This window comes from Ardenticatenales bacterium (genome assembly GCA_020634515.1).
Classification (GTDB): Bacteria; Chloroflexota; Anaerolineae; order Promineifilales; family Promineifilaceae; genus JAGVTM01.
The window spans coordinates 154,955-169,930 of sequence record JACKBL010000006.1 but is presented as its reverse complement, the minus strand read 5'-3'; the positions used below and the strand labels follow the sequence as shown (position 1 = coordinate 169,930).

The following is a 14,976-nucleotide window of genomic DNA, read 5'->3' as shown; positions in this document are numbered from 1 at the left end:
TTCGGTATTCGGGGCTATTTACGGGTGAGGCCGCGCTTGGGGATGCGCATGGGAAGTTGGCGGCGGCGGACGCCATCAAACTGGTAGAGGGCGTTGGCGACGGCCCCGGCGGTGGGCACGAGGCCGATTTCGCCCACGCCTTTGGCCCCGTAGGGTCCGTAGGGGTCGGGGACTTCGACGCCGATGATTTCCATTTCCGGCATCTCTTTGGCGCGCAGGATGCCCATGTTGCGCAGGCGGGTGCTTTGGGGGCGGCCATTTTCTAGGGCGAGTTCTTCGCTGAGGGCGTAGCCGAGGCCCATGTGGATGGAGCCTTCGAGTTGTCCTTCGAAGAGCGTGGGGTTGAAGATTTTGCCGGCATCGTGCGCCGCCACCACCTTCTTCACAAACCCCGTCTCCTCGTCCAGAATCACCACCTGCGTCGCGTAGCTGTAGGAGTAATGCGTATACACCTTCTCCACCATCGCCCCCGGCTTCGTCGTCCAATCCACCACCCAGCGCCCCTCATAGACGCGCCCCACCAGGTCCGCCAGCGTGTGCGTCCGCAAATCCTGCTTCAAGCCGCGACAGGCGTCAATCAGAGCATTCCCCACCAGCGAAGTCGCCCGCGAGGCCGTGGTCATGCCCGCCTCCTGCTCCGCCCCCGTGTCAATGCGCACCGTAAACAGGTCCGGCGACAGCCCTGTTTCCTGGCAGACGACCTGCACGGCAATGGTATTCACGCCCTGTCCCATTTCCGTCCAGCCGTGGTCGATGATGATCTGATCTGGAGCGGCAATGGTGACGCGGGCGGAGGAGACATCGGGCATCCCGTTGCCGACGCCTGTATTCTTGATGCCGCAGGCAATGCCGGCATATCGCGCCCCATAAAACGCCCCCTTCACCGCCAACAACGTCGCCCGCGCCCCCGCGCCCGCCTCAATCACCTGCCCCGTCGCCGTCATATCCCCATCTTGCAGCGCATTATCATAGCGGAACTGCCAGCGATCAAAGCCCCCCTGCTCACACAACTCATCAATCAAGCTCTCCAGGCCAAACGCCGCCTGATTCACGCCAAAACCACGCATCGCCCCGCAAGGAATGTTGTTCGTGTACACCGCCGTACTCACCACATCCGTCACCGGAAAATTGTACGCGCCTGTAGCGTGCCCCGCCGACCGCTCTAACACCTTCGCGCCCACGGACGCATACGCCCCCGTATCCCCCACGAACCGCACCTGGCAAAAGGTGAGCCGACCCGCGGCGTCGCAGCCAATCTCGTAATCCATCCAGATGGGATGCCGTTTCGGGTGGAAAGCAATCGATTCATCCCGCGTCAGGCGCACTTTCACCGGCATTTGCAGCAAATACGCCGCCAGCGCCGCGTGCCCCTGCACGCTCAAATCCTCCTTGCCACCAAAGCCGCCGCCATTGGGGACCATGACTACGCGCACCTGCGCCGGCGGCAGGCCCAGCAGTTTTGCAATCTGCACGCGGTCATCGTACACCCCCTGCCCCGGCGACAACACCTCCACGCCATCGCCCGCCGGATAAGCCACGGCGCACTCCGGCTCCATGAAGCCGTGCTCAATCATTTGCGTCTGGAACACACCGCGCGCCGTGAACGCCGCGGACGCCTTCGCCGCCGCCAGGTCGCCGCGCTGCGTCACCGTGCGCGAGAGGACGTTACCGGCCAACTGTTCGTGGACCAGCGGACTGTCTTCGCTCATGGCCGCGTGCATGTCCACGATGGGCGGCAGCACCTCGTATTCGACCTGGATTTTCGCCACCGCTTCGCGCGCGGCGCGGTCTGATTCCGCCACCACCAGCGCCAACACGTCCCCAATGTAGTGGGTCACCTCCCCCACGGCCACCATCTGCGGCCAATCTTGTTTGATCAGGCCCACGGTGCGCTCGCCGGGGAAGTCCGCCGCCGTCAATATCCGCAGCACGCCGGGTTGCGCTGCTGCCGCCACGATGTCTATGCGCAAAACGCGGGCGCGGGGATGGTCGCTGAATTTCAGGGCGCCCGTTTTCATCCCCTCAATGCGGATGTCGTCCACGTAGCGGTGCTGGCCCAGCACCAGTTTCGCTGCTTCGTATTTCGGTTGACGCGCGCCGATTTGTGCGGTAGATGCCGGCATCAGCAGTTCTTCCTCGGCACGAATGGCCTGCGCGGCCATTTGCACGGCGTCCACGATCTTTTTATAGCCGGTGCAGCGGCAGATGTGCGGCGTGAGCGCCTTTTCCACGTCGGCACGGGAGGGATCGGGATTGTGGTCGATGAGGGTGTTGGCCTGCATCACGATGCCGGGGATGCAGAAGCCGCACTGCACGCCGCCGCTGGCGACAAAGGCGTTGGCAAAGACTTGCTGGCGGTAGGTTCCCAGCCCTTCCGTGGTGGTGACGACGCCATCGGCGACGCGGCTCATTTTGGTGACGCAGGAGAGAACGGTTTTGTCGTTGAGTTGCACGGCGCAGCAGCCGCAGGCGGCCTGGGGGGCGCAGCCGTTCTTGGGGGAGATGATGCCCTGCTGCTCGCGCAGAAACGTCATCAAGTCCAGGTCGGGGTCGCCGTCGTAGGTGTATTGCTGTCCGTTGAGGAGAAATTTCATAATCACGTCTCCAGGTTATGAATTCCCCACTCGTGACTGGCAGTTAAAGGGTTGGGGATACACATCCCTAACTCGCCAGGACGCCAGCCGCCTCAAGTCCACTCTTCTGGCGTGACTGTTGCGGGTGTTATTTTAGGGGGAGATGCCGGCAATACGAATGCCGGCAGCTTTCACCTTATACTTGATATTCATAAAAATCAACAGCGACGTCAGCCCCTCCACCACACCGGCATTTTGCAGCGAACCCGCATTCACACCCCGCAGCCCCGCGTCCTGCGCCAACCGCATCGCCACATCCTTGTCCACCGCCTTTTGCCCACAAACCAACACGTCGCAGTCCATTTCATGGTCCAGGTCCCGCAAATGATGCGCCCCGATATTCTGGAACGCAGCCACCACGCGCACGGCATCCCCCAACTGCTGCTGCGCTTCCTCGGCGGCGGACAACCCACTGGGCAGGCGATAAACGACCGAGGCCTTTTCCCCCGTCGGCGCGACCACCGTAATCAGCAGCTTACCCGCCAACGCCTCTTGCAAACCGGCCAACGTCGCCGCCTGCGCCCCATACGGAACCGCCAGCACAGCCACATCGCACGCCGTCACCGCCGCCAGATTATCCATGCCGCGAATCGGAAAATCCGGCTCCAGCGCCAGCAATTCCGCCGCCACCTGTTGCCCCTTCTCCGCGCGGCGCGAGCCAATGATCACCTCATGCCCCGCCGCCGCCCAACGAAAACCGAGACCACTTCCCTCCGGTCCTGTACCACCAATAATCGCTATCTTCATCAGCTAAAACCTTCCCGTCAACGACAACTGTAGGACAATTCGCTGAATTGTCCATTATCAGTAACTACTAACGCTCTCTGGAGATTGGACCAATTTCACGCGTTCAATGGCGATTTTCACCAGAGCAAATTGGTCCAATCTGGCTTAGTAGTTACCATTATCATAAAGTTCATAAAGGGACAATTTGGGCAAATTGTCCTACCGCGTTCCATCCGTGCCGAGAATCGCTAACCCAATCCTACGCGCGCGTTGAACTCGCCAATCAAGGCATCAATCTCCGCCGCAGCGGCGGGAATGTCCCGCCAATAATCGTCATCGTACCATTGCGCCTGGATTTCCGTATACGTTTTGCCCTGCTGCTCCACCCAGGTGTAATACTTCAGGTTGTGGATACGTTTGCGGCCGTAGTACGTCAATTCCTCCACGTGATCAATCGACTGCCCCAGCAAGTGGCGATGATAAACGCCTGCCGCGTCTAAGGGCGCAAACGCCCCCTCCGCCGCGGTTAGCTCCACCAGACGGCTCTGGTACATCTCCATCGAATCCGTAGCCACCGTCAGCACTATGTCATGCTCGCCCAGTTCATAGTACCGGGCAAATTTGATGGCGGAGAGCAAGTTGGCGCAGCCAGAAATGCCCAGCAAGTGCAGTTGGGACACCATTTCTGCCGGCACGCCCTGGCGCAGCAAGTAAGCGTGTCCTTCCTTTTCGTTGAACAGGCGAATCAGACCCATCGTGGCCGCGTCGTCAATGCCCATGACCATGTCCGTGTTCTTCACGTTGTGCACCCAGGGCACATGCTTGTCGCCGATGCCCTCAATCCGATGCGCGCCGAAGCCATTGTTAAGCAACGTCGGGCATTGCAGCGCCTCGCTGGCGGCGATTTTGCTGGCCGGGAACAACGTCTTCAGGTAATCGCCGCAGGCAATCGTCCCCGCCGACCCCGTGGTCAACACCACGCCACGATACACATCATGCGGCCCCATGAGGCGCTCCAGCACCTCGGCCATCGCCGGCCCTGTCACCTGATGATGCCACAGGTAGTTGCCCATCTGGTCGAACTGGTTGAAGATGACGATATGCTCGCCCAATGCGCTCAGTTCCTTGCACTTGTCGAAAATCTCCTTCACGTTGCTTTCCGAGCCGGGCGTCTTGATGGTCTCGCCGGCGACGCGAGACAGCCAGTTGAATCGCTCCTGGCTCATACCTTCGGGCAAAATGGCAATGGAGTCACAAGCCAGCAGATTGCTGTCGTACGCGCCGCCGCGGCAGTAGTTGCCCGTTGACGGCCAGACGGCTTTTTGCGTCGTCGGGTCAAACTGGCCCGTCACCAGGGCGGGAACGAGGCAGCCGAACGCCGCGCCCACTTTGTGCGCACCGGTGGGGAACCATTTTCCAACGAGGGCGATAATGCGTGCCGGCACACCCGTCAACGAGGAAGGGAATTCCAGATAATTCACGCCGTCAAATCCCCCCCCGGACGGGACAGGTTCATTGTGCCAGGTAATGCGAAACAGATTGCGCGGGTTCAGATCCCACAGCCCCACGCCCGCCAATTCCGCCTTGATAGCATCCGGAATCTGGCCGGGGTCGCGCATCTGCGCGAACGTAGGAATAATAATGTTGCGTTCACGCGCGCGGCGCACCGCTCGCGCCAACGCCGCTTCGTTTCGAGTAAGATCAATCATGTCACCTCAGCCCAGAAACCAGGTTTTTCCAAAAAACCCGGTTTCTATCTTCTCATCCAAATAAACGCCGCACGTCAGCCAGCAATGGCCGCACAGGATGCGGCTCCGCCCCGGCCAACGCCGCGCCGCGCATGGCCGATTGCACATCCTTCAGGCCATTGCCGGTATTGATCACCACGACGCGATCCTCCGGCGCGACCCGGTTTTGTTGCACGGCCTGCTGCAATCCGGCAAAGGCAGCCGCACCTGCCGGTTCGGCAAACACGCCGCAGCCACGCGCCAGATCGGGAATCGCCGCCAGGATTTGCTCATCGCTGACGGTCACAAATGCGCCGCCCGTCTCCACCACGGCGGCCATCGCTTTCAAGCGGTCACGCGGCAGTCCGGCGCTGATGCTGTCCGCCACGGTATGCGCCTGAATCGGCGGCTTGGTCAGCACGTCCTCGCCCCGCTCCCACGCCTGCGCCAGGTAGTTGCTCCCCGCCGCCTGTACGCCAAAAATGCGCGGCATGTGCGTGATCCAGCCCAACGCCAGCAGGTCGCGGAAGCCTTTATGCACGCCGCCAATGATGCAGCCGTCGCCCACGCTGACGAACACGGCATCTGGAGCCTGCCAGCCCATCTGCTCGGCAATCTCGTAGCTGACCGTCTTCTTGCCTTCGCTCATGTAGGGGTTGTAGGCCGTGTTGCGGTTGTACCAGCCGTAGGTGTCCGCGGCGGCCAGGCAGAGGTCAAAGGCGTCGTCGTAGGAGCCATCCACCAGGAGAACGGTAGCGCCGTAGACGAGAAGCTGGGCGATTTTGGCGGCGGGGGCGGATTTGGGCACAAAGATGACGTTTTGCCGACCGACGCTGGCGCACAGGCCGGCGAGGGCGGCGGCGGCGTTGCCGGTGCTGGCCGTGGTGATGATGGCCGCGCCGGCTTCCTGAGCCTTGACCACGGCGATGGCGCTGGCGCGGTCCTTGAAGCTGGCGGTGGGATTGCGCCCGTCATCTTTCACCCACAGGTGGGGCAACCCCAACCGCGCCCCCAGCCTTTGCGCCTGATAAAGCGGCGTGCCGCCGACGGCCAGGGGGGGCGCGGGCGCGTCCGCGGCGATGGGCAGCAGGGGACGGTAGCGCCAGATGGTGAAGTCCTGATCGCGGCTAAGGGACAAGGGCGAAATGTGACGGGCAATGCGCGCATAATCGTAGCGCACATCCAGGATGCCTTCGCGCCCGTGTTCGGGGCAGACATAGGCGACCTCGTCGGGGGCGTAATCGCGGCCACAAATCAGGCAGTGTAGGTGCGTGACGTTTTCCATCATCGGATGATTGTTGGCGGGAAGGACTACATCGTGAGGGCCATGACGGCTTTTTGCACGTGCAGGCGGTTTTCCGCTTCGTCGTAGACGACGCTATTGGGGCCATCAATGACGCCATCGGTGACTTCAATGTTGCGGTCGGCGGGCAGGCAGTGCATATAAAGCGCGTCCGGCTTTGCCAGCGCCATGCGCCGTTCGTCGGTGATCCAGTGGGTGTACTGGCGGGAAATGGCCGCCGATTCCTCGTGGCTTTCCGTGGTAAGCATACAGCCCCAGGACTTGGGATAGACCACGTCGGCGTTGACGAAGCCGGCGTCGAAGTCATCCAGCAGTTCCAGCGAACCGCCCGATTTGCGCGCGTTTTCTTTCGCCTGCTCCACATATTGGGGCATCAGCTTGAACTCCGGCGGGTGGGTGAGGCGCACGTTCATGCCGTAGCGGGTCATGAGCAAGATGAGGCTGATGGGCACGCTCATGGGTTTCTGGTAGCTTTGGGCGTAGGCGTAGCTGACGTTGATGGTGAGGCCGCGGGGGTCTCCCTTTTTCTCGACGATGGTGAGCAGGTCGGCGAGAATCTGGAAGGGGTGGAAGTGGTCGCACTGCATGTTGAGGATGGGGACGCGGCTGGCGGCGGCGACGTCGCGGATGTACCGGTTGCCGATGCCCCAGTCGCACTGGCGGATGGCGATGCCGTCGTAGTAGCGGCCATAGATTTCGCCGATTTCTTTGGCGGTGTCACCGTGGCTGATCTGGGTGGTGGTGCTGTCGATGAAGGCGGCGTGGCCGCCGAGTTGCGCCATGCCCGCTTCAAAGCTGGAGCGGGTGCGGGTGCTGGTGAAGAAGAAGAGCATGGCCAGGACTTTATGGCGCAGGCTGGCCTGGGAGATGCCGAGGGCGCGCTTGCGTTTGAGGTCGAGGGCGACGTCGAGGATGGTGTCAATTTCGTCTTTGGTCCACTCCTGGGTGGTGATCATGTCGCGTCCGCGAAGATGCGTCTGCATAAGTACCTCCGTGTATACCCAAACGGGTGAAGGGATTTTAGTTCTCCCCAAGGTTGGTTCATTTTCCAAGAATGAGCCAATCTGAAAAGGAGAAGTTGTTAGACGGTCACTTAATGGATGAATGCCGGCAACAACGCATAAAATTTCGTCGCATCCACCACATCCCGCAAAGGCACATGCTCATTGACCGCGTGCGCATAAATCTCATTGCCTGGCCCAAAACCAATGCACGGAATCCCCAGTCGGCCCGCCCAATAATTGCCATTCGTGGAAAAATCCCACTTGCCTTGTCCATGAAAATCAGTCGTATTGGGCCACAGCGCCTTCATCGTCTCCCGCCCGGCCACCACAAAAGGATGATCCTCCGCGTAAGCCCAGGCAGGAAAATACTGCTCGTAGGCGTACACGGCGCCGGTATGGCTGGGTTCGGTGTAGGTCAGTTCACGGACCTGAAAATCGGCCGCCTGCGCCGCGGGGATGACGGATTGGATCTGTTCGCGCACCAATTCTTTGGTTTCGCCAAAAGTGATGCGGCGATCAATGAAGATGGTGCATTCATCAGGAACGGCGTTATTGCTGGGGCTGACGCTGCTGATGCGCGTGACGGTGATGCGCCCCTGGCCGAGGAAGTCATCAGGGGTGAAGGTTTCCTCCAGGCGGGAGATGCTATCAATGACCGTCATCATCTTGTAAATGGCGTTGTCTCCCATGTAGTTGCTGGCGGCGTGCGCACTTTTTCCCTTGCACGTCACCTCCAGTTCGTACCGCCCCTTGTGGCCGCGATACACCTTCATATTGGTCGGCTCGCCAATGACCACGAGGTCGGGATGTACGCCTTCCCAATCGTGAAACGCGGCGCAGCCGACGCCATCGCACCACTCTTCGATGTTGCCCAGCAGGTAGCAGGTGAATCCGTCCAGCAAACCCAAATCGCGGGCGAAGGCCAGGCCATAGACCATGCCCGGCGTGCTGTTTTTCTCATCCAACGCGCCGCGGGCATACAGGTTGCCGTCTTCCACCTTGCCTACAAACGGGTCCCACGGCCACTGCGCCGGGTCGCCGATGCCGACGGTATCCAGGTGGGTGTCGTACAGGAGAATGCGCGACCCGCTGCCGATTTTGCCCACGATGGAGCCGTATTTGTCCACGTAGACTTCGTCGTACCCCAGCTTTTCCATTTCCGCGCCCACGCGCTGGCCCACGCGCTCAATGTCGCTGTTCATGCTGGGAATGGCCACGATGTCGCGGAAAAACCGGAGAATATCACTTTCCGCGGCGGCTATCTTTTCGTTAAGTTGATTGATGAGGTCGTTCACTTTCTTGATCCATTTTGGGGCGCGGCTGGGATGGTTTTGGAAATGGTTCCAGCCTGGGATGCCCGGTGGTGGCCCGCGTGCCGGCCTATGCGGCGGCGTCGGGTAGAATCCAGGTGCCGCTTTCGTGGCGCAGGGCACGGGCGATGTTCGCGGGGTCGCTGATCAAGGCCTGGTGCCCCGTCTGCGTGACGAAAGCGAGGACGGCTTCTACTTTTGGCTTCATGCTGCCGGCAGCAAAATGCCCTTCATGCAGATATTGGGTCAATTCGCCCGCCGTCACCTGGCTGAGGTTGACTTGCCGGGGGGTGTTGAAATGCAGCGCCACTTGCGGCACGCCGGTGGAAATCATGAACAGGTCCACGTTGAGTTCCGTGGCGAGCAAGCTGCTGGCCCAATCTTTGTCGATGACGGCGTAGGTTCCTTTTAGCTCCCGCAGTTCGCCGCGTTGGTTTTCGACGACGGGGATGCCCCCACCACCGACGGCGATGACGATGTTGCCGGCATTTATCAAATCCCCAATCACACTCTGCTCAATCACCTGCAGCGGTCGCGGAGAAGCCACCACGCGCCGCCAGCCGCGCCCCGCGTCCTCCATCACCTTCCACCCTTCCGCCTCGAACTGGCGCGCTTCCGTTTCCGTCATGAAGCCCCCAATCGGCTTCGTCGGATTCTGGAAACCAGGATCATCCGGATCAACCAGCACCTGGGAAACAACGGAAACCACGGGGACAGCTCTGCCCCGGCTAAACAGTTCGTTGCGCAATGCCTGTTGCAGCATGTAGCCGATGGAGCCTTGTGTGTCGGCGACCACCAGGTCGAGTGGCGTGGTGTGGACGGCGTGGGCGGCCAGTTCGTTGCGCCGCAGGATAAAACCAACTTGGGGGCCGTTACCGTGGGTGATAACCAGTCGCCATCCTGCTTCGATCATGTCGGCAAGATGCCGGCACGTCTCCCGCACCGCCTCCCATTGATGAGGAACATCTGGCATGTTCTTGTCCGTGATAAGGGAGTTCCCCCCAATCGCTACCAACGCCGTTTTTGACATCGTTCTCCTCGCTGCATACTACTCGAAACAAATGGCAATCGTCCAACCTTTTATATCATCAATACATTCAGAATACAACCACCAATTTTATACCTTCCCGCAAGCTTACTCTTGCAGATTGGTTCAATCTCACAGATTGAACCAATCTGCAAATCACTAAGTTGTTCTTGAACGTTTACCTGGACCAAGAGCGCGTAAATTCTCGTAACGGCCAGGGGCTGACGATGAAATCAAGTACGGAATTGCATCGTCAGACCTAAGCCAGATTGGACCAATTTTCTCAGAGCGCGTTAGCCGTTACCGCTAATGCCTCATTTTCCGCTGCACCCGCTCCGGCGTCAGCGGCAGCGCATCAAACCAGACCCCCGTCGCGTCGTGCAAGGCAGCGGCAACCGCCGGCGCCAGGGGGATGAAGGGCATTTCCGCCATGCCGCGCGCGCCCCAGGGACCCTGCGGATCGGGTATTTCCAGGATGACGGAATCCACCCGCGCGGGAATGTCGCGGATGCCGGGAATCAAGTAGGTACTCAGGCGGGGTGTGAGAATGCGCCCGGCACTGGATTGCAAATGTTCCGTCACCGCATACCCATACGCCTGCACCACCGCGCCCTCAATCTGCCCTTCCACCAGCAACGGGTTGATCGCTTTGCCCACGTCGTTGCTGGAGACAACGCGCTCGACCACAATATGCCCCGTTTCCACGTCCACGGCCAGTTCCACGTACTGAGCCACATAGCCGAAGGTGATGTTGCCGTCGCCCGCGCCGGTAGCGTGATCCAGGGCAACCGTCGGGCGCGGCGTGTAGCGCGCGTGGCCGATGGCCGGGCGATTCTCGCCGCGCCACGCTTCCAGCGCGTTCTCGGCGGCGGCGCGAATGGCACTGCCGGCCATGAACGTCATGCGCGAGGCGGAGGCGGAGCCGGAGTCGCCCGTCTCGGCGGTGTCGGAGACAATCACGTCTACTTTGTCCACGCTCACGCCGGCGGCGGCGGCGGCCATCTGGCGGAAAGCGGTGTGCGCGCCCTGTCCGCAATCCGCGCCCGCGTGCCGGCATATCACCCGCTCAATCTCCCCCTTCCCATACAACTCAATCGTCGCCTCGCACCGCTCCGGGAAGCCATAGGAAAAGCCCACGTTCTTGTAGGCACAGGCAAAGCCGCGCCCACGCCGCACCGCGCCATCCTGCGGCGGCAGAGATTGAAATGCGTGCAAGGGCGCGGGGTCCGCCGGCGCGGCGGGTGGCAGCCAGTCACCCCCCTCTGTTTCCCGCCAGCCCGCCGCCTGCGCGCATGCCGTGATCACTTCGGGAAGACTCACACCTGCCGGCATCGGCGACTGCGTAATACTAATACTATCCGGGCGCAGGCAGTTAAGCAGCCGAATCCGCACCGGGTCCATACCCAGCGCCGCCGCCAGCTTATTCATCTGGCTCTCGGCCACAAACGTCCCCTGCGGCGCGCCAAAACCGCGGAACGCCCCCCCCGGTGTGGCCGTGGTATACACGCAGCGGGAATCAATGTGCGCGTTGGGGATGTCGTACGCGCCGCCCACCGTAATATGGAAATTCCCCAGCACCTTGTTGCTGGTGTAATTGTACGCGCCCGCGTCCATCGTCACGTCCGCCACCACCGCCGTGATGCGCCCCGCCTTCGTTGCGCCCCACCTCGTCACCACTTTAGCCCGATGCCGCTTATGGTGGCCGACAATGCTCTCTTCACGGCTCCACTGCGTGCGAATGGGGCGCACCTCGCCCCGCTGATGCAGCCGCCACGCCGCCAGCGCCATCACAATTTGCAGCGACATGTCTTCGCGCCCGCCAAACGCGCCGCCAATGGCCGGATAAATGACGCGCACCTGCTCGCGGGGCAGATCCAGCGCATGGGCAATTTGCTCCTGGTCCTCATGCGTCCACTGCCCGGCAACCTCCACCGTCACCCGCCCCTGCTCATCCACATAGCTCACCGCCGCTTCCGGCTGCAAATAAGCGTGCTCCTGATAAGGCAGTTCGTACTCGCCTTCAATGATCACGTCCGCGTCCCGCCAGCCCCGATCCATGTCCCCTTTGCGCGCGTGCAACTCGTAGTAGACGTTGCTCTCGCGCCCATTTTCCGGGTGTAGCAGCACCTCACCACGCAGCGCGGCATCCATATCCGGCAGCAGCGGCAGCGGCTCCCACTCAATCTCAATCTGCGCGGCGGCAGCGGCGGCGGCGGTGGGCGTCTCCGCCACCACCACGGCCACGTGGTCTGCTTCCCACCGGCTGACGTCACAGGGCACATGGCTGCGCCCCGTATGCGTCACGCCCACCAGCACCGGCTGGTCCGCCATCGTCAGCCCGTACTCATTCACGGGCACGTCCTCCGCCGTCAAAATCGCCACCACACCGGGCAAAGCGGCGGCGGCGCGGGTATCCATGCGCACCATGCGCGCATGTGGCTGGTTGCTGAATACCACTTTGGCGTGCAAAAAATCCCGACGCCGGATGTCCCCCGGAAACAGCGTCGCTCCCGTGACCTTGCCGGGGGCGTCCATACGGAAAGTGGATGTGCCAATAGTCATAGAGTGCTCCATTAAGGAACGGAATTTGAAGAAGACAACGAAGTTGTTTCCTTACCGTTCCTTCAAACTGACGATGCCATTCCGTACTTTATTTCATCGTCAGTCCTAAGCCAAATTGGGTCAAATTGCGCCTGGGCGCGGCGGCCCTCATCCGCGTCCGCCACGTTAATCCGCGCCCCCTTCTTTCACCGCTGCCACGGCTTCGATGATCTTGTAGTAACCGGTGCAGCGGCAAAGGTTGCCGCTGAAGGCCTGCCGGATTTGCTCCGGTGTGGGGCGCGGATGCTCTTCCAGCAGTTTCGCGCCGGACATGAGGAAGCCGGGAATGCAGTAGCCGCACTGCACCGCGCCCTGTTCGATGAAGGCCGTTTGCAGCGGATGCAGGTCGCCGTCGTGTGCCAGGCCTTCGATGGTGGTGATGGTTGCGTTGTGGGCGCGGGCGGCGGGGACGAGACAGGCCATCACGGCCAAGCCGTCGAGGTAGACGGTGCAGGCGCCGCATTCTCCTTCGGCACAGCCTTCTTTTGTGCCCGTGAGCAGGCCCTCGTCGCGCAGCCAGTCGAGCAGCGTTTTGTGCGTGCCGTTGGCGGCGGAAATCGGGCGGCCATTGACGGTAGCGGTTACGGGCGTGCCGGCATTATGGCTGGCGGCAAACTGGGGTCCGGTGGGAAAATGCCCATCTTCCACGCCCCAGAGACGGGCCGGCCGGTGCGGCCACTGATCGCGCTCCCGACCATCGCGCAGCGCCACCAGCGCCCGCGCCACCATCACGCGCACCATGTCGCGGCGATAGCCGGCGCTACCGCGCACGTCGTCAATCGGCGCGGCGGTTTCCGCCGCCAGTTGCGCGGCGGCGGCAATGTTCGCGGCGGAAAGGGTCTTGCCGCGCAGGAAATCGGCGACGGCGGGTGCGTCGATGATGGTGGGAGCAACGCTGCCCAGCGTCAGGCACGCCTCCGTCACCACCTCTCCGGCAAGCGTGAGCAAGGCCGTGATGTGGACGACGGAGATGGCCTGCGCCCGCCGCAGTCCCAGTTTGACGAAAAGGCCACGCTGATCGGGGCGCATGGCAGGGAAGGCGATGTCCACGACCATCTCGTCGGGGCGCAGCACGGAGCGGCGCACGCCCCGGTAGAAGTCGCGCAACGGTACGCGCCGCTGACCGCGGGCCGAGGCGAGGGTGAGGGTGGCGTCGAGGGCGTACAGGGGGGAGATGGTGTCGTTGGCGGGGCTGGCGGTGACGAGATTACCGGCAACCGTGGCCCGATTACGCAACTGCGGCGACCCGATCTCCCAGCACGCCTGCGCCAGCGGCAACGCCGCGTCCACCAGCAGATTGGAAGCGATAACCTGGTTGTGCGTCACCAGCGGCCCCAGGTGGATGGTTCCGTCCGCGTCCTGGCGGATCTCGTCCAGGCCGGGGATGCGCGTCACGTCAATCAAGGTGTCTACGCCAGGTCGCTGGCGGCGGGCCAGCTCCAGCAGCAAGTCCGTGCCTCCGGCTACCAGACGCGCCCGCGCGCCCAGGTCGGCCAGCAAGGCCAGGGCGTCGGCCAGGGAAACGGGCGTTTCGTAACGGTTGATAATCTGTCCGGCTTGTTGTACGTCGTGCATAGGTTGCTCTGCAAGTAGTGGTCAGTGACCGGTGGATGGAGAGAAGGAGCGCGTAACAAACCTTCGCGGAAGCCTGGTTTCCGGCCAAAAGCGTCACATAACAGCTTCCGGGAAGGTATCAGGAGCGTTCTTCGCGCATGTAGGGCAGGCCAAGCGAGGCGGGCGCGCCCACGCGCTTGCGGAAGGACTCAAACCAGGTGATCGCCACGAGGACGAGGATGGTGAGAATGTAGGGCGTCATGTTCAGCAGGCTGGCGGGAATCGTCGTGCCCGACGCTTGCAGGCGGAACTGGATGGCGTTGACGCCGCCGAAGAGGAGCGCGCCGAGGACGGCGCGGAAGGGGTCCCAGGTGGCAAAGATGACGAGGGCGATGACGATCCAGCCGCGCCCGCCGGTGAGGTTTTCGGTCCAGCCGGGGGTGTAGGCCAGGGAGAGGTGCGCCCCGCCCAGGCCGACCAACATGCCGCCGAAGATGGTGTAGAGGTAGCGCAGCTTGAATACGTCAATACCCATGGCGTCGGCGGTCTGCGGGCTATCGCCGACGGCGCGCAGATGCAGCCCGGGGCGCGTTTTGTAGAGGAAGAAGGCGCAGATGGGCACGAAGAGGTACATGAGGTAGACGAGCAGGTCCTGGTTAAACAGGGTGGGGCCGAAAAAGGGCAGGTTGCTGAGGCCGGGCAAGGAGACTTCGCGGAAGCGGGGGCCGACGAGGCCGACAAGGGGGCCGCCATCAGGACCGAGGCGCTGTCCGAGGAAGCTGGATAGTCCCGTACCGAAGAGGGTGAGGGCGAGGCCGGAAACGACCTGGTCGGCGCGGAGGGTGATGGTGAGGAAGGCGTGAATGGCGGCGAGCAGGCCGCCAACGAGCATGGCGACGAGGACGCCAACCCAGGCGCTTTCGGTGTGATAGGCGGCGGCGAAGGCGCTGACGGCTCCCATGATCATCATGCCTTCGATGCCCAGGTTGAGAATGCCGGCACGTTCCGTGAAAATCTCGCCAATCGTCGCATAAACCAGGGAGGTCCCGGCGACGATGGCAATTGCCAGAATGGATACAACCAGGTCCATA

General features: G+C 62.0%; 10 protein-coding genes. All 10 read right to left on the bottom strand.

Going from position 1 to position 14,976, the window contains the following annotated elements:
- Positions 1-14: 14 nt before the first annotated feature.
- Entirely contained in the window at positions 15-2,597 is a 2,583-nt protein-coding gene (gene xdh, locus H6650_16620; GenBank protein MCB8953630.1) for a selenium-dependent xanthine dehydrogenase, read from the bottom strand.
- Between the two features lie 129 nt (positions 2,598-2,726).
- Entirely contained in the window at positions 2,727-3,380 is a 654-nt protein-coding gene (npdG, locus tag H6650_16615; protein MCB8953629.1) for an NADPH-dependent F420 reductase, read from the bottom strand.
- Between the two features lie 227 nt (positions 3,381-3,607).
- Entirely contained in the window at positions 3,608-5,068 is a 1,461-nt protein-coding gene (locus H6650_16610) for a pyridoxal-phosphate dependent enzyme (protein ID MCB8953628.1), read from the bottom strand.
- Positions 5,069-5,120: 52 nt separating this feature from the next.
- The gene (locus H6650_16605) at positions 5,121-6,371 is read right to left on the bottom strand and encodes a threonine synthase (protein ID MCB8953627.1); all 1,251 of its coding nucleotides are present in this window, start codon (positions 6,369-6,371) and stop codon (positions 5,121-5,123) included.
- Between the two features lie 26 nt (positions 6,372-6,397).
- A complete protein-coding gene (locus H6650_16600; GenBank protein MCB8953626.1) occupies positions 6,398-7,372 on the bottom strand; it encodes an ornithine carbamoyltransferase in 975 nt (324 codons plus the stop codon).
- Between the two features lie 110 nt (positions 7,373-7,482).
- Positions 7,483-8,688 carry a YgeY family selenium metabolism-linked hydrolase gene (locus H6650_16595; protein ID MCB8953625.1) on the bottom strand — a complete coding sequence of 402 codons (1,206 nt, stop codon included), beginning with the start codon at positions 8,686-8,688 and terminating at the stop codon, positions 7,483-7,485.
- Between the two features lie 85 nt (positions 8,689-8,773).
- Positions 8,774-9,733 (bottom strand): carbamate kinase, encoded by a 960-nt coding sequence (locus H6650_16590; GenBank protein MCB8953624.1) that lies wholly within the window; start codon positions 9,731-9,733, stop codon positions 8,774-8,776.
- Positions 9,734-10,036: 303 nt separating this feature from the next.
- Positions 10,037-12,292, bottom strand: coding sequence for a xanthine dehydrogenase family protein (locus H6650_16585; GenBank protein ID MCB8953623.1), 2,256 nt, complete (start codon positions 12,290-12,292; stop codon positions 10,037-10,039).
- A 165-nt stretch (positions 12,293-12,457) separates the two neighbouring features.
- A complete protein-coding gene (locus H6650_16580) occupies positions 12,458-13,906 on the bottom strand; it encodes an FAD binding domain-containing protein (GenBank protein MCB8953622.1) in 1,449 nt (482 codons plus the stop codon).
- Between the two features lie 118 nt (positions 13,907-14,024).
- Positions 14,025-14,975 (bottom strand): ABC transporter permease, encoded by a 951-nt coding sequence (locus H6650_16575; GenBank protein MCB8953621.1) that lies wholly within the window; start codon positions 14,973-14,975, stop codon positions 14,025-14,027.
- Between the last annotated feature and the right edge of the window lies 1 nt (position 14,976).

Excerpts from the sequence above, each read along its gene's own strand:
- H6650_16575 (MCB8953621.1), bottom strand. The coding sequence starts at position 14,975 with ATGGACCTGGTTGTATCCATTCTGGCAATTGCCATCGTCGCCGGGACC.
- H6650_16600 (MCB8953626.1), bottom strand. The coding sequence starts at position 7,372 with ATGCAGACGCATCTTCGCGGACGCGACATGATCACCACCCAGGAGTGG.
- H6650_16605 (MCB8953627.1), bottom strand. The coding sequence starts at position 6,371 with ATGGAAAACGTCACGCACCTACACTGCCTGATTTGTGGCCGCGATTAC.
- H6650_16590 (MCB8953624.1), bottom strand. The coding sequence starts at position 9,733 with ATGTCAAAAACGGCGTTGGTAGCGATTGGGGGGAACTCCCTTATCACG.
- H6650_16585 (MCB8953623.1), bottom strand. The coding sequence starts at position 12,292 with ATGACTATTGGCACATCCACTTTCCGTATGGACGCCCCCGGCAAGGTC.
- npdG (MCB8953629.1), bottom strand. The coding sequence starts at position 3,380 with ATGAAGATAGCGATTATTGGTGGTACAGGACCGGAGGGAAGTGGTCTC.
- H6650_16580 (MCB8953622.1), bottom strand. The coding sequence starts at position 13,906 with ATGCACGACGTACAACAAGCCGGACAGATTATCAACCGTTACGAAACG.
- H6650_16610 (MCB8953628.1), bottom strand. The coding sequence starts at position 5,068 with ATGATTGATCTTACTCGAAACGAAGCGGCGTTGGCGCGAGCGGTGCGC.